The organism is Streptomyces sp. NBC_00996, assembly GCF_045162675.1.
Classification (GTDB): domain Bacteria; phylum Actinomycetota; class Actinomycetes; order Streptomycetales; family Streptomycetaceae; genus Streptomyces.
The window spans coordinates 10,330,256-10,349,651 of record NZ_CP108723.1; the positions used below are offsets into that span (position 1 = coordinate 10,330,256).

9 protein-coding genes and 2 pseudogenes are annotated in these 19,396 nt (G+C 71.1%); 5 read left to right on the forward strand and 6 right to left on the reverse strand.

The annotated features are described in order from the left end of the window. Positions 1–12 precede the first annotated feature (12 nt). A complete protein-coding gene (locus tag OG390_RS47875; protein WP_406176896.1) occupies positions 13–1,293 on the forward strand; it encodes an epoxide hydrolase family protein in 1,281 nt (426 codons plus the stop codon). Between the two features lie 219 nt (positions 1,294–1,512). Here OG390_RS47875 and OG390_RS47880 read toward each other — a convergent pair. Both OG390_RS47880 and OG390_RS47885 read right to left on the reverse strand, forming a co-directional pair. Then, a pseudogene (locus OG390_RS47880) lies at positions 1,513–1,842 on the reverse strand (LLM class flavin-dependent oxidoreductase); the annotation flags it as partial. Between the two features lie 179 nt (positions 1,843–2,021). Further along, the gene (locus tag OG390_RS47885) at positions 2,022–4,808 is read right to left on the reverse strand and encodes an alpha/beta hydrolase family protein (RefSeq protein WP_406176897.1); all 2,787 of its coding nucleotides are present in this window, start codon (positions 4,806–4,808) and stop codon (positions 2,022–2,024) included. Between the two features lie 568 nt (positions 4,809–5,376). Between OG390_RS47885 and fusA the strand changes: the two are divergent. Beyond that, positions 5,377–7,477 (forward strand): annotated as a pseudogene (gene fusA / locus OG390_RS47890) (elongation factor G). 162 nt (positions 7,478–7,639) lie between these two features. Here fusA and OG390_RS47895 read toward each other — a convergent pair. Further along, positions 7,640–8,740 carry a hypothetical protein gene (locus tag OG390_RS47895; protein WP_406176898.1) on the reverse strand — a complete coding sequence of 367 codons (1,101 nt, stop codon included), beginning with the start codon at positions 8,738–8,740 and terminating at the stop codon, positions 7,640–7,642. 320 nt (positions 8,741–9,060) lie between these two features. Between OG390_RS47895 and OG390_RS47900 the strand changes: the two genes are divergently transcribed. The 3 genes from OG390_RS47900 (at position 9,061) to glpK (ending at position 12,120) form a co-directional block, all read left to right on the forward strand. Then, positions 9,061–9,492, forward strand: coding sequence for a hypothetical protein (locus OG390_RS47900; RefSeq protein WP_406176899.1), 432 nt, complete (start codon positions 9,061–9,063; stop codon positions 9,490–9,492). A gap of 240 nt (positions 9,493–9,732) precedes the next feature. Next, on the forward strand, positions 9,733–10,578 hold the full coding sequence (locus OG390_RS47905; protein ID WP_406176901.1) for an MIP/aquaporin family protein: 846 nt from the start codon (positions 9,733–9,735) through the stop codon (positions 10,576–10,578). 24 nt (positions 10,579–10,602) lie between these two features. Then, the gene (gene glpK / locus OG390_RS47910; RefSeq protein WP_406176903.1) at positions 10,603–12,120 is read left to right on the forward strand and encodes a glycerol kinase GlpK; all 1,518 of its coding nucleotides are present in this window, start codon (positions 10,603–10,605) and stop codon (positions 12,118–12,120) included. A 90-nt stretch (positions 12,121–12,210) separates the two neighbouring features. Here glpK and OG390_RS47915 read toward each other — a convergent pair whose 3' ends face one another. From OG390_RS47915 to OG390_RS47925, 3 genes are all read right to left on the reverse strand, one after another. Beyond that, positions 12,211–13,407, reverse strand: coding sequence for a PP2C family protein-serine/threonine phosphatase (locus OG390_RS47915; RefSeq protein WP_406176905.1), 1,197 nt, complete (start codon positions 13,405–13,407; stop codon positions 12,211–12,213). Between the two features lie 179 nt (positions 13,408–13,586). Continuing rightward, positions 13,587–14,357 carry an alpha/beta fold hydrolase gene (locus OG390_RS47920; protein ID WP_406176907.1) on the reverse strand — a complete coding sequence of 257 codons (771 nt, stop codon included), beginning with the start codon at positions 14,355–14,357 and terminating at the stop codon, positions 13,587–13,589. After that, positions 14,354–19,255 (reverse strand): beta-ketoacyl synthase N-terminal-like domain-containing protein, encoded by a 4,902-nt coding sequence (locus OG390_RS47925; protein ID WP_406176908.1) that lies wholly within the window; start codon positions 19,253–19,255, stop codon positions 14,354–14,356. The genes OG390_RS47920 and OG390_RS47925 overlap by 4 nt, the downstream gene beginning before the upstream one ends. Positions 19,256–19,396: the final 141 nt, after the last annotated feature.

Here is a 19,396-nt window from a genome sequence, read left to right on the forward strand (position 1 = left end):
CGAAGGAACCTCATGGCAGCCACAGCGCGCTTCCCGCTGGAACCGGCGCCCCTCCACGTCCCCGACGCGGTCCTCGACGACCTCAAGGTGCGGCTGCGGCTCACGCGATGGCCCGACGACGCGGGCAACGACGACTGGTACTACGGCGTCAGCCGTCGCTACCTCCAGGAGCTCGCCGACCACTGGCTCCATCAGTACGACTGGCGCAAGGCCGAAGCCGCGATCAACGCCTACGAGCACTACAAGGTGACCGTCCAGGGCGTTCCGGTCCACTTCATGCGCAGGCCGGGCGTCGGCCCCGACCCCACGCCGCTCATCCTCACGCACGGCTGGCCGTGGACGTTCTGGCACTGGTCCAAGGTCGTCGACCCGCTCGCCGACCCCGCCGCGTTCGGCGGCGACCCGGCCGACGCCTTCGACGTCATCGTCCCGTCCCTGCCCGGCTTCGGCTTCTCCACCCCGCTGCCGGACCACCCCGACATGAACTTCTGGAAGGTCGCCGACCTCTGGCACACCCTGATGACCGGCACGCTCGGCTACGAGAAGTACGCCGCCGGCGGGTGCGATGTCGGCGCCCTCGTCACGGGCCAGCTCGGTCACAAGTACGCCGACGAACTGCACGGCATCCATATCGGCTCCGGCCTGAAGCTCACCCTGTTCAACGGCGACCGGGCCTGGGACCTCAGTGGTGGGCAACCGATTCCCGAGGGCCTGCCCGAGCCCGCACACCGGCAACTGGTCGCCTTCGAGCGGCGCTTCGCCGTCCACCTGGCCGCCCACGTCCTCGCCCCGAGCACCCTCGCCCACGGGCTCTCCGACTCACCGGCCGGGCTGCTCGCCTGGATCCTGGAACGCTGGGCGAAGTGGAGCGACCATCACGGCGACGTGGAGAACGTCTTCTCCAAGGACGACCTCCTCACCCACGCGACGATCTTCTGGGTGAACAACGCCATCGGAACCTCGATGCGCTACTACGCCAACGCCAACCGCTATCCCTGGACCCCCTCGCACGACCGACGCCCGGTCGTCGAGGCACCCGCCGGCATCACCTTCGTCGGCTACGAGAACCCACCTGGCGTCACCAACACCGAACAGCGACTGCAGAACTGGCTCGCCAGTGACCGCGCCGACTGGTACAACCACGTCAACCTCACCGCCCACGACAACGGCGGCCACTTCATTCCCTGGGAAACCCCGGACGCCTGGGTCGACGACCTGCGGCGCACCTTCCACAACCGACGCGGCAGGACGCCGCCGCACGGCGACACGAGACAGGGCACTGCGGATGACTGACATCACCACGGGCGAGTGGTGGGAACTGCTGCCGGCCGGCATCCGGGAACAGGCCGACGGTTACGTCCTCCAGGACGCCCATCTTCAGGCGGTCCGCGTCGTCTTCGAAGCCGGCCGCTCCCGCGGTCTGGGGCTGATCGACGCCCAACGCGTTGTCCACGACCGGTACCTCCACCACGGCGACAGGATCGCCCGCACCCCCGACAGCCCGCTCGATGTGTCGGAGAACACCTCGAAGCCCTCGATCCCGCTGAAATCGGTGGCCGCTTCGCCGCGTACGAAGTCCAGGAGCCGTGCCACGCGGTCGTATCCGAAGTCCTCGGCGTCGGCGGTGTCGGGGTACAGGGCGTGCTTGACCTGCTCGTAGTGCATCGGCGGCCCGACTCTGACACCCGGATTGAGGCGGCCCGAGGACAGGACGTCGACGGTGGCCAGGTCTTCGGCGAGCCGCAGCGGGTTCTCCCAACCGACCGGGATGACCGCGGTGCCCAGGTCGATACGGCTGGTGCGCTGGGAGGCCGCCGCCAGGACGGCGACCGGGTCACTGATCGACAGGTCGCCAAGCAGGACCGGTGTTCGCAGCACCGGCGGGGAAGGCAGGTCCATGCTGAGCGTAGTGAACGACGACGGCACGACACCCAGCGGCTGCTCCTCGATCGACGACATTGTCCGGGAGGGCGCCGACCGGGTCCTTCACACGGCCCCGGTCGGCGCAGGGTCGGGCGGACCTACGAAGCGTCGCTGACCTTTCCGGTGAGGACCGGACCGTCGTGCGGCTCACCCGATTCGTCGTAGACGGTCTCCTGGAGACGCACCGCCTCCTCCGGCTCGGTCAGGGCGTCCGTGACGGTGGGGATGGTCACCTGGGCGCTCGACCGGCCGGCGGGGACGGTGGCGTAGAGGGAGAGTCCCCGCACCGCGGAAAGAGGCCGCGACGGCTGCGGCGACTCGCCGGAGTTCTCCAGCAGCCACTGGGGGTCGACATCCGTGGTGGACAGTTCGGCGCCGCCGGTGACCGGCAGGACGCTGAAGTAGGCCTCGATGTCCGTGTCTGCCACGGCGGAGAGGGACACCCGCCAGGTCAGGCTCTGGCCTTCGGTGACCTGGTCGGCGACCGGCGTCACCTCGATGGTGGGCATCGGGTCGTCGTTCCGCACCGTGACGCCGCCGCGATGGGCGCCGACCACCGCGCCGTGGACCGCCTTCACGAAGACGTCGTGCGAGATGTCGTATCCGAAACGGGTATTGCCCCGCACCTTGATCGGCACGTCGATGCTCTGACTCCCGGGCCGCACCGTCACCTCACGCCCTGTGGCCTGGTCCGATGCCGGATCGGCGACGAAGAGACGGACGGTGCCGCTGCCGTGCCCGGAGACCCGCACCGGCACGTGGTAGGTCCGGACTCCGGAGTCGCCCTCCTTGACCGTCAGCCGGCCGATGTCGACACGGGGCAGCACGGTGGGTCGGACGGTCGCCGTGCCGGGGCGCCAGCCCCAGGCGTCCATCAGCCAGGCCTGTCCGGAACGGCTGCGCGGGGTCAGTTCCAGGGCCGTCACTCGGTGCAGATCGAGTCCGGCGCGGGCGGCGGCGGCCAGCGGGACGCGGACCTCCTGACCCCAGAAGGAGGCGGTGCGGTCGGTTCCGGGCAGACCGTCGAGGTGAACCCGCCCCAGGGTGGCCCGGCGGCCGGAAGCGTCGGCGAGGGTCACGTCGAGCTGGGTGTCCTTGCTGTTCGGCGGCACGATCACGCGCAGTGCCAGGGCCTCGGCGCCGTCGACGGAGACGGCCCGCGTCGGCCGTACGCGCGCCGCGGAGCCGGGAGCCGTCCAGCGCAGCGCGACGGCGCGCCGGCCCGGCTCCTTCGAGGTCTCCCACTGGGCGAAGTGCGGCGAGACGCCTCGCGCGTCGGAGCTCAGGCAGGCCGCAGCCGCGTCGGTGTCCACCTCCGCGCACAGTCGGCCGCCGTCCACGGCGACCGAGCCGTCCGGCAGGAACGCCGGCGTCCGGTGTGCGCCGACCGCGTGGGTGAGCACCCGCGCGGGATCGGCCGAGGGCGCGCGCCGATTCGAGCCGTCCAGCAGCGGGCGCACCCGGTCGTCGCCCGCGACGAACAGCCGCGCCGCGGCGGCGATGTACGTCGCACCGGCGGCCTGCTGCTGGTGGGCCGTCAGCCGGGTCGCGGTGCCCGGCGAGCACACCCGGTCCGGCTGGTCCCCGGCCCAGAAGTCGTCCTCCGCCGGCGCCTGGGCCTGTCCCGGAGTCCACTCGCTGTTGAAGAAGTTGTGGTTGGCGCCGATCACGTACACGGCGCTGTGCAGGGCGGCGCCGCGGCTGACACCGCGCGTGCCGTCCACGTACATCTCGCCCTGCAGATCGGACACGTCGCCGTCGCAGCCGGGCAGGATCGTCGTCGACGGTACGTCGGGAGTCGGGTTCTGCCCGAAGATGGTCGGGCCGATGAGGACGGTGCCGCGGATGTGCCAGCGCACCGGGCCCCGGTAGCCGTCCTGGTCGGCGGGCGGGGCGTACAGGCTGTCCATGGCGGCCCGGTTCACACCTTCGCCGCCTCGTGAGTGGCCGACGAGCAGGACGCGTGAGAGGTCGGCCGGAGCCGAGGCCCGTACGATCCGGGGCGCCGAGGCGGGGTGCGCCGCCCAGTCCGCCCAGCGGGCCAGGTGCTGCCGCACCAGCGACGACCGGGCCTGTGCGCCGCCGTCCTCCGCGGCGTAGTCCTGACCGTTGATGCCGTTGGCGGAGATGGACACGGTCACATATCCCTGCGAGGCCAGCAGTTTCTGGTCGCGCAGATAGCCTCGGTGACTGGGTATCGGTTTCGAACCCGTGGGGCAGGGCCACTCGCCGGTCACGTCGTCGCCGTGACCCGTGAAGCAGGTGGCGTGACGGCCGTGCAGGAACAGCGCCAGCGGGCGGTGGCCCGAGGCGTTGGTGGGCGCGACCACGACCGCGCGCATCTCCACGGCTGCGGCGAACCCGGGCAATCGCACCGAGTTGAGCGTGTACTCGCCGCTGATGGTCCGATACGAGCCAGGCTTTCCAGGGTCAACCGCGTTGGCCGGAAGCGGGGTTGGCGGCTGGGCCGTGACCACGGGGCGTCGGTTCGGCCGGTCCTCGTCGGCTGCTGCCGCGTCGGGACGGCGTTGACCGGTCAGGGCCCGAAGGTCGGACAACTCCCCGAGCCGGGCCCCGTGCAGCGCGAGCCGGAACGTACGGCCGTCGTGCCCGCCGACCGGCCGGCCCAGGAAACGGTCGCCGGCGTAGAACTCGACGCCGGAGTCACTCACGGGCACCGGATCGTCCGCACGCCAGACGAGTTGTCTCGCGGCCCCCTCTCCGGTGATCTGCCAGCCCGCCGGAAGTTCTCCGCCGGAATCCGCGACCGGCGCGGACGGTGCCGATCCGGCTGTCACCGGCTGGGCATGGGCTAATCCTGGCGATCCTGCGACCACTGCGAACAACGCAGCCGCGGCGATCCCTATTCGCCGGACTCGGATCAAGGTTCTTCTCCTTCGGTCGGCATGCTCCCCGTGCGCCCCGGAGCCATCCCGGAGCACTCCCCGTCCCACGAGGACGGCAGCCGAGCCCGAGAGGTTGCCTGACGTCACCCGCGTATCGCCGCTTCAACTGCCGTGGAACCACTGCTTGCTGGGGCGTGCCCGCGTCGGCAAGGAGGGACGACGCCGCAGCCGGGGCCCGGGAGGAAAATGCGATGCCCCGCCCGTGCGGGATTCCCTACACTCGCCACGAACCGCGCGCCGCAATGACATCGCAGCGCGCGCCATGACGAGTGAGGGGAGCCGGGCCGTGCGTTACCGCACCGCTGTCGTCGTTCCCCCGTCGCGCTACGAGGTGATCCTCGTGTCTTCGCACGCCCGGTGCCGGCTGCGCGGCCGGAACCGGATGCCCGTGACGAACTCCTGACCTCTGCCTGCTCGGCATCGACTCGGCCGTATGCGCGCGCCACGATGCCGTGCGCTGCTCAAGAGGCCTCACCGCTGCCTGAACACAGGCCTTTCGTCCGGGAATTGCGCCGCCCGTTCCGTATCACCCGAAAGGCCATGGGTCGTGCGTACCGACCTGCACCGTCACCTCACCAGTCCGCTGACCGCCGTCCGCAACCTGGGCATCCTCGCCCACGTCGACGCCGGCAAGACCACCGTCACCGAGCGGATCCTGTACCTCACCGGGACCACCCACAAGCGTGGTGAGGTCCACGACGGCACCACCGTCACCGACTTCGACTCCCAGGAGCGCGATCGTGGGATCACCATCTTCGCCGCGGCCGTGAGCTGCGCCTGGGACGGCCACCGGATCAACCTGATCGACACGCCGGGCCATGTCGACTTCTCCGACGAGGTGGAGCGCTCGCTGCGGGTCCTCGACGGTGCGATCGCGGTGTTCGACGCCGTGGCCGGCGTAGAGCCGCAGAGCGAGTCGGTGTGGCGGCGGGCCGACCGGCACGGGGTGCCGAGGATCGCCTTCGTCAACAAGCTGGACCGCGCCGGTGCCGACCTCGACACCGCGGTCGAGTCGATCCGGGAGCGGCTGCATCCGGCCCCGCTGGTCGTCCAGTTGCCGATCGGCACCGAGGACGGTTTCACCGGGGTGGTGGATCTGCTGCGTATGCGGTCGTTGGTCTGGGCGGACGGCAGCGACACGGTCGAGGAGGGCCCGGTGCCGGAAGCCCTGTGGGAAGAAGCGCACCGGCGGCGCAGGCTGCTGGAGGAGGCGGTGGCGGAACTCCACCCGGTCGCGCTGGAGGAGTTCTGCGCCCGCTCCGCGGTCTCCGCGGCGACGCTGACCTCCGCGCTGCGCGACCTGACCCGTACCGGTGAGGGCGTGGTGGTGCTGTGCGGCTCGGCCTACCGCAACCGCGGGATCGAGCCGCTGCTGGAGGCCGTCGTGGCCTACCTGCCCTCGCCGCTCGACGTGCCGGCCGTGCGCGGCACCGGGAGCGGCGAGGCGCAGGAACGACTCGCCGACGCAGAGGCACCGTTCGCCGGTCTGGTGTTCAAGGTGAACGCGACCGCCACCGGGCGGCTGACGTATGTGCGGGTGTACTCGGGAACGATCGACAAGGGAGAGGCGGTGTGGGACGTGGGCGCGCGGCGCACGGAGCGCATCAGCCGGATTCTGCGGGTCCAGGCCGACCGGTACGCGGAGCTGGACCGGGCGGTGGCCGGTGACATCGTCGCGCTGGTGGGCCCGAAGTCCGCTCGTGCCGGGGCGACCCTGTGCGCACCCGAGGCTCCCTTGCTGCTCGGAACCGCCGGTCGTCGCCGATCCGGTCGTCTCCGTGGCCGTCGAGGCCCGCCGCAGCATCGATACCGACCGCCTGGTGTCGGCGTTGGCACGTCTGCGAGAGGAGGATCCTTCGCTGACGGTCCGGACGGATCCCGAGACCGGTCAGACCGTGCTGTCGGGGATGGGCGAGCTGCACTTGGAGGTGGCGGTCGAGAAGATTCGGCGCGCCCAGGGGCTGGAGGTCGCCGTCGGTCGCCCGAGGGTGGCCTACCGGGAGACGGTGACGCGAGGGGTGTCGGGGCTGGTGTACCGGCACGTCAAGCAGGACGGGGGCGCCGGTCAGTTCGCCCATGTCGTCCTCGATGTGGAGCCGCTGGAGGCCGACCCGAGCGGCGTCGAGGGGAGCGCGACGGGCTTCGAGTTCCGCTCGAGCGTCGTCGGTGGCCGGGTACCGCAGGAGTACGTCCGCGCGGTGGAGGCCGGTTGCCGGGACGCGCTCGCCGAGGGACCGCTCGGCGGTCACCCGGTGACCGGGCTGCGCGTCACGCTGACCGATGGGGCGACCCATCCGAAGGACTCCTCGGAGATGGCGTTCCGCACGGCCGGCCGACTGGGGCTCCGCGCTGCACTGCGCGCCGGCGCGATGGGGCTACTGGAACCGGTCGTCGAAGTCACCGTCACGGTGCCCGACGACGCCGTGGGCGCAGTGCTCGGCGACCTGGCGGCACGGCGCGGCCGGGTCTCCGGCTCGCTCGCGCGAGCGAGCACGGCGGTGATCACGGCCACCGTGCCGCTGGCCGAACTGTTCGGCTACGCGACGCGGTTGCGCAGCCGGACCCAAGGCCGGGGAGTCTTCACGACCCGCCCCACCGGCTATGCTCCGGCACCGTCCAGGGCATCCCACGGGACGGCGTCCGGGTAGCCCCGAGGACGCCCCCGATGCCAAAGGCCGGCCCCGCCCGAACCCGGGCGGGGCCGGCCCGGCAGCATCATGGTTCCGAGGCCGGCCTGCGTGGGTGGCGACCGCGCCGACCAGTTCCTGCCCCGGCAGAGTGCCAGGTGCCCAATCCGCTGAGCCTCGGGGTCACTTGGACCGTGGTCTCAGGCTGTCCGCGACCCGCTGAAACGTCTTCGTCAGCGGGTGCAGCGAGTGCCCGTCGTGCTGAGGGGACTCCTCGCGTGCGGGGGAATCCGTGCCCTGGAATTCCTTGATCTCGGCCAACGCGGCGTGGGCGAGGTCGGCCGCCTCGCGGTACCGGTCGCGCGACTCGGTCATGGCGTCGAGTGCTTCGGCGTAGGCACTCACGAGCGCGCGTGCGTGGGCGAGTTCTTCCTCGAGGGTCAGCAGATGCCAGTTCTGCCGGAGAACGGTGAACGCTGCTTCCGCTGCTTCCGGCAGAGGCCAGGGCAGCGCGGCGTACCGTTCGACCTTGTCCAGGAGTTCCCTCGGCTCCGAGCCGTCGAGGAACACGCTGCGCACCGTGAAGTCCTGCTCCTCGTACCCCGGTCGGGCAGGAGTGCCGGGCAGAATCACGGCGCCGCCCCGGGGCACGCGGACGCCCAGGTCGTACAGCGCCCAGTTGACGGCCTGGAGTTGCTCAGGCGCGGCGCGGTGTTCCACGACGCGGTGCCGCAGTCCGGGCGGTAGCAGGCGCGCCAGCGGCAGGCGACCGCGTTGGCCGGGAGTCATCGCCTCGTGGACGACGACGTTGATGCTCCAGCTGTTTCGCGCGGCGTCCTTGAGCAGGCGCCGCAGGGCCTTGTCGTCCTGTGGCAGCGGGTTGATGTCCTGCAGACGGAGGCCGCCGACGATGTCGTGGGCCCAGGGGATCTCGCTCTCCTCGGGCCAGAACATGGTCACGGGGGAGGGCCATGCGGGGTCCCAGGGTCGCTCCGCCTCGGCCGCCAGAGTCCAGCGCCGCTCTGCGTCCACGGGGTCGCGCCCGTCGGTCGCGAGCCGGGCCCGCACCGTGACGGCATCGTCGACGAGCCACCGGGCCTCGAAGACGTGGCCGTCGGCTTCCGTGGAGTTCTCCGTCTCCAGGAAGTCGTGGATCGTCGCGTCGGCCTTGAGCTTGCGCAGGTGCTCCCGCAGGGCCTCTTGCGGGGCCGGCCCGGCGTGGCGGCCGCCGGTCAGCCAGAGGGTTTCGGGGGCCGTCGTGCGGACTGTGCGGGACTTCGACATGGATCACTTTGCATCTGAGGGCGGCGGCGTGCGTGTCCCAGTATGGTCAGTGCGGCTCGCGGGTCTGGAGTCGAGGTCAGCGGAGATCACGGATCTCCGCTCTCAGGTGATTATGGGAGAGTTTGTCCCCTAGTCCTTGGCCAGTCCCGGCGGATTGGTTCCCTGTCCATGGATTACCGGGCCGGGGTCTGTCTCCTTGAGCCTCCGGCGTCCGCCCCCCCCGTAGCCCTACCGGGATCCCTGAGCGGCGGCGGGCAAGGAATCCCATCATTCTGGATAGAGATGCGATCACGTCGCCCACATCGGGGAAGTCGAATCCCATGAGCGAATCAGAGCTTTCGCCGGAAGGCCGGCCCGTGGACTTGTACCTCGACCGGCTCCGCCTCCGTATGGCCCCTGCGGACTTCGCGTTGCTGCGCCGCATGGTCGACCCCGTACTCAAAGCGATCCAGGAGCAGCGCGCGGGGCCGATCGAGCTGAGTCTGGAAGGCGCGGAGGCGGACAGCGTCTCGCAGGAGGTACGCGACGAGGCGTCGCTCGTCGTCGCGGTCGCCGTCACGGGGCGCATGGACAACCAGATCGTCGAAATCGAGACCGAGGAGACCGGGCCCGTCAGGGTCGTCACGGATTCGGGCACCGCGGCCGATCCCGCCCGGTGCCAGGAGATCGCCGATTTCATCGGTGAACGGCACCGCCAGGACGAGGAGCTGCGCGGCATCGCGGAAGTGAGTGGCCTGCCCACCGATGTCTGACGCCCGCCGCAGTGCCGGGCCGGCCGGTCGGGAACGCCGCTGTGGCGGCATGCGAGGTACGCACGGGCGGGGGGACCTCCGCCTGCGGATCGTCGACTGCAACCGCTCTGGTCGAATACAACCGTGCTAAAGAGTGTTATTTCGTTTCTTGTGCGGTTGTTTCTAGATCGTCCTATGCTGATGTCCGGAGGACTCGGGCACTCAACGGCCGGTCCTGAGCCGGCGGGAAAGCGGGCTTCCATGGCTGAGCGACTCAAAAGGCTGGGGCTGATCGGCGAGGTGTCGGCCGAATTCCTCGGCACCATGATTCTCATCCTCTTCGGCGTCGGCGTGGTGGCCCAAGTGGTCGCAGGTGGAGCGCTCACCACGCCACCCGGTGGCCTCGGTAACCACGACAGCATCGCCTGGGCATGGGGCCTCGGTGTCACCATGGGCGTCTATGTCGCAGCACGGCTGAGCGGTGCGCATATCAATCCCGCGGTGACCGTCGCCCTGGCCACGTTCAAGGGGTTCCCCTGGAAAAAGGTGGTGCCCTATGTGCTGGCCCAGACGGCCGGCGCCTTCGTGGGGGCTCTCATCGTGCGCTGGAACTACACCGAGGCGCTGGCGAAGGCAGACCCCGGACACACCCTCAAGACGCAGTTCGTGTTCTCGACGCTCCCCGCCAACGGCAATACGAACCTGCCGGTCCACGAGTGGGGCGCGTTTCGGGACCAGGTCATCGGCACGGCAATTCTGCTGCTCCTGATCCTGGCGATCACGGACCTGCTCAACACGCCTCCTGGCGCCAACATGGCCCCGTTCATCATCGGCCTGGTCGTTGTGGGGATCGGCATGGCATGGGGCACCCTTGCGGGCTACGCGATCAACCCGGCACGTGACTTCGGTCCCCGGCTGGCCAGTTTCATCACGGGGTACGGCGGAGCATGGCGAGATCAGTACGGGAACCTCTATTACTGGGTACCGATCGTCGGTCCGCTGATCGGTGGTGTGCTCGGCGCCGGCGTGTACAAAGTCTTCATCGGTCGGTTCCTGCCCACGGCGGAGCCTGAGCCCCCCGGACGTGTCCCCGTACCCGAGGACTGACACGCACCAGAGAGGCGACACGCCATGGCGGACTTCGTGGGCGCGGTGGACCAGGGGACCACCAGCACTCGTTTCATGATCTTCGACCACGCCGGCAACGAGGTGGCGAAGCACCAGCTGGAGCATGCCCAGATCCTTCCGCGCTCCGGGTGGGTCGAGCACGACCCGGTGGAGATCTGGGAGCGCACCAACTCCGTGATGCAGAACGCTCTGCGGCACGGGAACCTGTCGCCGGAAGATCTGGCGGCGATCGGCATCACCAATCAGCGGGAGACCACCGTTGTCTGGGATCCGCGCAACGGTCGTCCTTACTACAACGCCATCGTCTGGCAGGACACGCGCACCGACTCCATCGCCGCGGCCCTGGAACGCTCGGGCCAGGGCGACGTCATCCGCCGCAAGGCGGGGCTGCCGCCGGCGACGTACTTCTCAGGCGGCAAGATCCAGTGGATCCTGGAGAACGTCGACGGCGTCCGCGAGGCGGCGGAGCAGGGACACGCCCTCTTCGGCAACACGGACTGCTGGGTCCTGTGGAACCTGACCGGCGGCCCCCACGGCGGCATCCACGCCACCGATGTGACCAACGCCAGCCGCACCATGCTGATGGACCTGGAAACCCTCGACTGGGACGACGAGTTGCTGGGCTTCTTCAACATCCCACGGCGGATGCTGCCCACCATCAACCCCTCGTCCCACCCGGAGGCGTACGGGGTGACGCGCACCACCCGGCCACTGCAGGCCGCCATCCCCATCGCCGGGGTGCTCGGCGACCAGCAGGCGGCCACGGTCGGACAGGTCTGCTACGCGCCCGGCGAAGCCAAGAACACCTACGGCACCGGCAACTTCCTGGTGCTCAACACCGGCACGGAGCTGGTCCGTTCGCAGAACGGCCTGCTCACCACCGTGGCCTACCAGTTCGGCGACAGCCCGGCGATCTACGCCCTGGAGGGCTCCATCGCGGTCACCGGCTCCGCGGTGCAGTGGCTGCGCGACCAGATGAAGATCATCAAGAACGCGGCCGACAGCGAGACCCTGGCCCGCACCGTCGAGGACAACGGCGGCGTGTACTTCGTCCCCGCGTTCTCCGGCCTGTTCGCGCCGTACTGGCGCTCCGACGCCCGCGGCGCGATCGTCGGCCTCGCCCGGTACAACGACAACGGTCACCTGGCCCGGGCGACCCTGGAAGCCATCTGCTATCAGAGCCGTGACGTCGTCGAGGCCATGGAACAGGACTCCGGCGTCCACCTCGACGTACTCAAGGTCGACGGTGGCGTGACCGCGAACGACCTGTGCATGCAGATCCAGGCCGACGTCCTCGGCGTTCCGGTCAGCCGGCCGGTCGTGGCCGAGACCACCGCGCTCGGCGCCGCCTACGCGGCGGGCCTGGCCACCGGCTTCTGGCAGGACACCGACGAACTGCGCACCCACTGGCAGGAGTCCAAGCGCTGGGAGCCCGAGTGGTCGGAGGACCAGCGCGCGGAGGGCTACGCCAGCTGGAAGAAGGCGGTGGAGCGCACGCTCGACTGGGCCACCGTCGAATAGACCGATCGAAGGTCGCACAGGGGAAGGTCCTCCGGTAACCGGAGGACCTTCCCCTGTGCGTGTTCTGTGGGTGGGGAGGTGAGTAGGGGATCAGTGTTCTGTGGGCTGGGAGGGTCTCCTGTGGAGCCGATGGTGGCCGTCGACGGTGCGGGTGAAATGGAGGTGGTGGGAGGCCGTGCGCTCGATGATCAGGAGGGCGGCGTCGTCGGCGGGTCGGTCGCCGACGTGGGCGAGCAGGTCGTCGTGGATGTGGTGCAGCAGCGTGTCGGGGCTGGAGGTGGGGAAGGAGGCGACCCGCTCGGCGAGAGGGTAGAAGGCACCTGCCGGTGAGCGGGCTTCGATGACGCCATCGGTGTAGAGCAGGAGGATGTCGCCGGTTTCGAAGGTGAACGAGTCCGGGCGGTGGCTTGCGGCGGGCAGTGCGCACATGCCCAGCGGAGGCATGGGGTGTCGGGACTGCAGGGCGGTGACCTGGTGATCGTGCAGCAGCAGGGGCGGGGGATGGCCGCAGTTGATCAACTCGGCTTGTGAGCCGTCGTCGGGGATGTCGATGACGAGCGCGGTGATGAAGTGTTCGCCGGGGTCCTCCTTGGTGTCGGCCACGTCCTCCAGATCGCGGCACACGCTCACCTCCAGGGCCGCCGTGAGCTCGCGCAACGTGGCGTACCGATGGGCACCCTCTCGGAAGGCGCCCAGCACCACCGATGCCTCACCGATGGAGGCCAGGCCCTTGCCGCGGACGTCTCCGATGATCACCCGGGTGGAGGCATCTTCGGCGCGGGCGATCGCGAACAGGTCGCCTCCGATCTGGGTCTCGTCCTCGGCGGCCAGATACAGCCAGGCCACGCGCAACGGTCCGATCCGGCGCGGTGGCGGCCGCAGCAGGACCCGCTGCGCCGTCTCGGCGACGGATCTCGCGCGGCTCAGCTCCCGAGCACGTCGCTCCTGCACATGGCAGACGAAAACCACCAGTGACGAGAGCACACACAGAGCGATGATCTGCGCGATGTGGTTGGTTGTCGTCAGCCCGCCGTGGAGCATCGCGATGAACGCCTGGCCAGCCACCGCCAGAGCCCCCACCGCAGCGGTCAGCCGCGGCCCGGCGAAGGAGGCCGTGAGCGCGGGTGCGATGACCAGCAACGGCCCCAGATGGACATCGGTCGGGGAGCGGATGTCCACCACGGTGATCACAACGATCAGCGCGAGCGGAATCGCCACCAGCCCGCGGCCCGACGACTGCTCCACGAGGCGGTCCACTGACACACGCCGGACGCCCACATCTCCCATTTTGCCCCGGGGAGTCGGGCGCCCGCTTTTCCGCATCACCCGATGGCGTGACCGGGTTGGTGGAGGCGGGGGAACGGTCGGCTGAATCGCGTGGCCCTCGCCATGCGACCTGCCCACAATGGCCGTGGTCTGCCGTGGTCTGCCGTGGTCTGCCGTGGTCTGCCGTGTGTCGGCCGCCGTCAGCCGGCCTTTGGGCGGCCGAGCGCTTCGATCCACGCGCGGATCGCCTCGCCCGTCGTCGGGGCATGTTCGTCGAGCACGCTCAGATGATTGCCGGGCACGTCCACCGTGTCATGGAGTCCAGGCCAGGACGACCACGACGGCCAGTGCTCCGGCATGTGCGGCAGCGGTTGCGTGGCGCGCACCAGCAGGGTGGGAACCTCGGTCGGTTCCGGCTGCCAGCCGCGGAATATCCGGGTGTACGTGCCCAGCGACAGCAGCGTCAGGTCGTCCACCGCGGTGTCGAACCGCTCGCCCACCGCCAGCGGGATCCGGGCGGGCAGGGCCAGCAGCGACGGTTCGGCCTCCCGGGCCGGGGTGATGCGGTGGGCGTCCACGAGGACGAGCCCGGTCGGGGGAGCGCCCTCGGCCGCCAAACGAGTCGTCACTGCGTGCGCGGCCGAACCACCCATGGAGTGGCCCACGACGACGTACGGACGGTCGCCGAGGTGGCGCCGTACTGTCGTGGCATGCAGCCCGGTCAGCGTCGCCAGATCCCGCGCCACGGCGTCCCCGTGGTCGACCCCGGGGTGCCGCAACTCGAAGACGTCCCGCTCGCCGTGGAAGCAGGGGGCGAGCCCCGCGTGCCAGAGCCGGCCGAGGTGCGTGGCGAAGCCCGGCACACAGACGAGCGCCGGGCCGCGTGCGCCCGTGGCCAGCCGCAACGGTGACACCGCGTGCCGGTCGCTGTCGTCGGGGCCGAAGGAGGGCGCGCCGAGCGACGCAGTCACCAGCAAGTGCATCGCCGAGACGACGTCGCCCGTCTCGCAGACCCGGCGGTACAGGGCGGCAGGGACTGACCTGCGCGGGGGCCGCGCGGACTTGATGGGCCCGGCGACGGAGACCGCACCGGAGCGGGCTGGGCGAAGTGCGGGGGAGCGGCCGGGACGTTCGCCAAGGACGAAGGACTGGCGGTCCGGGTGGGGGTGGCCGGGTCGGTTGGTGCCGGTGTGGACGGGGCGGTCGTCGAGGGCGCAGGACCGGTGGTTTGCGCGGCCGCGGCCCCGGCACTCCCCGCCTGAGTGGACGCCACATCCGCCGAGGGCGCGGGACTGGCGGTCCGGGTGGGGGTGGCCGGGTCGGTTGGTGCCGGTGTGCCCGCGGGCAGCCAGTAGCGCTGCCGCTGGAAGGGGTACGTCGGCAGGTCGACCCGCCGGGCGCCGCTGTCCGCATACACCCGGTGCCAGTCCACCGGCACACCATGGACGTGGAGTTGACCCCGTGCGCTGAACAGCGTGCGCGGTTCGGGCTCCGTGGCGCTCCGGCGGGCGGCGGCGGTGAACAGCGGTTCCTCACCGGCCTCGGCCAGACCCGTCATGGCCTGGGCCGTGAGCTGCTCGTCCGGGCCGATCTCCGCGAACGCCGTCACCCGCCCCTCGCGCGCCAGCCACTGCACGGCGTCCCCGAACCGTACAGCCTCGCGGGCATGCCGTACCCAGTACTGGGCCGACCGCAGCTCGTCCCCGGTGGCAGGACGTCCGGTCAGCCCCGACACCACCGCGATGCGGGGTGCGCCGTACGCCAACGCCGCCGCGACACGGCCGAATTCGGCCAGCATCGGTTCCATCAGCGGGGAGTGGAAGGCGTGGCTGACGCGCAGCCGGGCGATGCGGCGTCCCCGTACGGCGAACCGCTCAGTGAGCGCGAGGACGGGCCCCTCCTCGCCGGAGACGACGACCGCGCGCGGGCCGTTCACGGCCGCGATCGTGACCCCCTCGGTCAGCTCGCCGCTCACCTCCGCCTCGGTGGCGTCCAGCGCCACCATGGCGCCCCCCTCCGGCAGTCGGCGCATCAACCGGCCGCGGGCCGCCACCAGTTCGACGGCGTCAGGCTCGGACAGGACGCCCGCGGCGTGGGCCGCCGCCAGCTCTCCGACGGAGTGCCCGGCCAGCAAGTCCGGCCGCACGCCCCAGGACTCCAGCAACCGGAAGAGGGCCACCTCGAACACGAACAGGGCCGCCTGGGCGAAGTCCGTACGATCCAGCAGCCCGCCCTCGTATGCGCCCCAGAGAACCGAGCGCAACGGACGCTCCAGATGCGCGTCGAAGCGCTCGCACAAGGCGTCGGCCGCAGCCGAGAAGACCGGGAAGGCCTCGCACAACTGCCGCCCCATACCCGGTCGTTGTGCGCCCTGACCGGTGAACAGCAGGGCCGTTCGACAGGTCGACCCCACCGCGTGCGGCGCGGCCGACACCGCCAGGGTGTCCAGGGCACTCAGCAGCCCCTGGCGGTCATCGGATGCGACGGCGGCCCGGTGGGGGAGTGCGGCCCGGGTGGTGGCGTGCGTGAACGCCACGTCCAGCAGGTCGAGTTCGGGCCGCTCGCGCAGTGCGGCCGCGGTCCGGGCGGCCTGGGCCCGCAGGGCGGCGCTGCTCGCGCCGGAGAGCAGCAGCGGCCGTGCCGCCGTGCGGCGACGGGGCGGTACGCCCGCGCCTTCCTCTGCCTCTTCCAGGATCACGTGCGCGTTGGTCCCGCCGATCCCGAACGCCGGCACGCGTGCCCGGCGGTGCTGCCCGGGCACGGGCCGCCACTCCTCGTCGTGGGTCAACAACCGCACGGCGTTCGACGACCAGTCCACCCGGGGCGACGGCTCGTCGACGTGCAGCGTGCGGGGGAGCCGACCGTGCCGCATCGCCAGTACGGTCTTGATCACGCCGGCGACACCGGCCGCGGCCTGGGTGTGTCCGAGATTGGACTTCAACGAGCCCAGCCGGAGCGGGCGTTCGGCCGGCCGACCCGGCCCGTACGCGGTCAGCAGCGCCTGCGCCTCGATCGGGTCGCCGAGCGCGGTGCCCGTGCCGTGCGCCTCCACGGCGTCGACATCGGCAGGTGACAGCCCCGCGTCGGCGAGCGCCGCCTGGATCACCCGCTGCTGCGCCGGCCCGTTGGGCGCGGTCAGCCCGTTGGACGCACCGTCGGAGTTGACGGCGGAGCCGCGCAGCACCGCGAGCACCGGATGTCCGTTACGCCGTGCGTCGGACAGCCGCTCCAGCAGGACCAGGCCCACGCCCTCGCCCCAGGCGGTGCCGTCGGCCGCTGCGGAGAAGGCTTTGCACCGGCCGTCCGGGGCCAGCCCGCGCAGCCTGCTGAACGCGACGAACGGCGCGGGCGTGGCCATGACGGTCACCCCGCCCGCGACGGCCAGCGCGCACTCGCCGTCGCGCAGCGACCGTGCGGCGGTGTGCAGGGCCACCAGCGACGACGAACACGCGGTGTCCACCGTCACGGCGGGCCCGCGCAGGCCCAGGGTGTACGCGATCCGGCCGGAGGCCACGCTGCCCGCCGAACCCAGCGCGAGATGGGCCTCCAGCTCGTGTCCGGCCCGGTGCAGCAGACGGCCCGCGTAGTCGGAGTGCATCACGCCCACGAAGACACCGGTGTCGCTGCCGCGCAGCCCTGACGGGTCGAGGCTCGCCCGCTCCACCAGCTCCCAGCCGGTCTCCAGGAGAAGCCGCTGCTGTGGATCGGTGGCCAGCGCCTCGCGGGGCGACATACCGAAGAAGGCCGCGTCGAAGTCGGCTGCCCGGTGCAGGAAACCGCCCCTGCGGGTGACGGACGTTCCCGGCCGGTCCGGATCGGGGTCGTACAACTCGGACACGTCCCAATCGCGATCGTCGGGGAACTCGGAGGTGGCGTCGGTGCCGTCCGCCAGCAGCCGCCACAGATCCTCCGGGGACTCGCAGCCGCCGGGGTAGCGGCAGGCCATGGCGACGATGGCGATCGGCTCCCCGGGCTCCGTACGTGGTCCGCCGCCGGACGTACCTGCGGGCTGTGGCCGGCTGTCGTCCCGCAGCGCCTCGCGCACCCATGCCGCCGCGGCGGCGGGCGAGGGGTGGTCGAAGACGAGTGTCGCGGGCAGGTCGAGACCGGTCGCCGCGCCCAGCCGGTCGCGCAGCAGCACACCGCCGAGCGAGGTGAGCCCGAGTTCGGTGAAGGGCCGGTCGGGATCGACCGCGTGCGCAGGCACCCCGGCCGTCCGCGCGGTCTCTTCGAGCACCAGGTCCAGCACCGCGTCGGACACCGCCGCCAGCCGTTCGCGCAGGGCGGCCGTGGCGCTCGCCCGCTGCCCGGCGAGCCGCTCGGCCAACTCCTCGGCGAGCGAGGGCCGGACGATCTTGCCCGAGGGGGTACGGGGGACGGACACGGTCTCGTAGATCTCGTCCGGAACCTTGAACGCGGACAGCCGCTCCCGGCAGTCGGCGAGCACCCGCGCCGTGTCGATCCCGTGCGGCCCGGGGACGACGAAGGCGACCGGCACCTCGCCGAGGACGTCGTGCGGGCGGCCGACGACGGCGGCGTCGCTGACACCGGGGCAGGCGAGCAGTACCCGTTCCACCTCGGTCGGGTTGACGTTCTCACCACCGCGGATGATCAATTCTTTGACGCGGCCGGTGACTTGGATATGGCCCTGCGCCGTCCGCCGGCCGAGGTCCCCGGTGCGGTACCGGCCGTCCGTGAAGGCCTGGGCGGTGGCGTCGGGACGGTTGTGATAGCCGGTCATCAGGCCTGGGCCGCGAACCCAGATCTCCCCCTCCTCCCCGTCGCCGACCTCGTCACGGGTGGACGGATCGGCCAGCCGCACAGCGAGCCCCGGCAGCGGTGGGCCGCTGGAGGCGTCGTCCCGGGGCCCGTCGATCCGGTTGACCGCGATCTTCCCGCAGGTCTCGGTGGATCCGTAGCCGTCGAGGAGGGGAGCGGCCAGCACATCCTCGACCTCCGCCCGCAATTCAGGAGGACAGGGCGCGCCCGCGGTGACGCACACCCGCAGGGAGTCGGAGACCGGATCGCCGGTCTCCCGCAGCGAGTCGAGGAGGAGTCGGTAGGTGGCGGGCACTCCGGCGAGCAGGGTGAACGGCTGCTCGACGAGAGCCTGAGCGACGTTCGCGCCCCGGTCGAGCAGTTGGGCACTGGCACCGACCGAGACCACTCCCAGCAGACACAGCGAGTGGGCGTAGCAGTGGAACATCGACAGGGGCCAGAGCAGCCGGTCCCGCTCCCGCAGCCCGTACGCCGGTACGTAGGCCGCCGCCACCGACCACAGGGCGGAGCGCTGCGTGGAGACCACGCCCTTGCTCTCCCCGGTGGTGCCCGAGGTGTAGAGGATCCAGGCGGGATCGTCGAGGCCGAGGTCGTCGCGGGGCGTTCGGCCCGGATCCGTCCCGGCCAGGTCCTCGAAGACGAGTGCATCCGCGGGGGCATCGGCCGGCAGAGCGCCCTGGCCGACGACCACCGTCCGTACCCCGGGCCGCCCTGCCGCCGGTCGGGCCACCCGCGGCAGCGACTGCTCCTCGGTGAGGACCAGGACCGTGCCGCTGTCGTCGAGAAAGTACGCCAACTCCTCGTCGGACGCGGCGGGGTTGAGGAGCACGCCGATCGCTCCGGCCCGCAGCACGCCGAGACAGCCCTCCACCACCTCCACCCGATTGCCCAGATGGATCGCGACGCGATCCCCACGTCGGATCCCGAGCCGGGCCAGGTGCCCCGCCAACCGTCCGGTACGTTCCTCCAACTCCCCGTAGGTGACGGAGCGATGGGCGTCCCGGTAGGCGGTCTTGTCTCCGAGCCGAGCCGCGTGCTGCCTCAAGGTGCCGGGCAGCGCACGCACCAACTCGCCCTGAAAATCCGCCATCCCCGCCCCTTCGACCATGGCTCGCTCCCGGCAACCGTACGTCAGTCGAACGGGCGCTCAGTGCGCCCGCGCCCCGGTCCTCGTGATCGTCCCGGATACGCGGCGACCCCGTGAGGCTCACCTCCGGGCTGCGGTCGACGG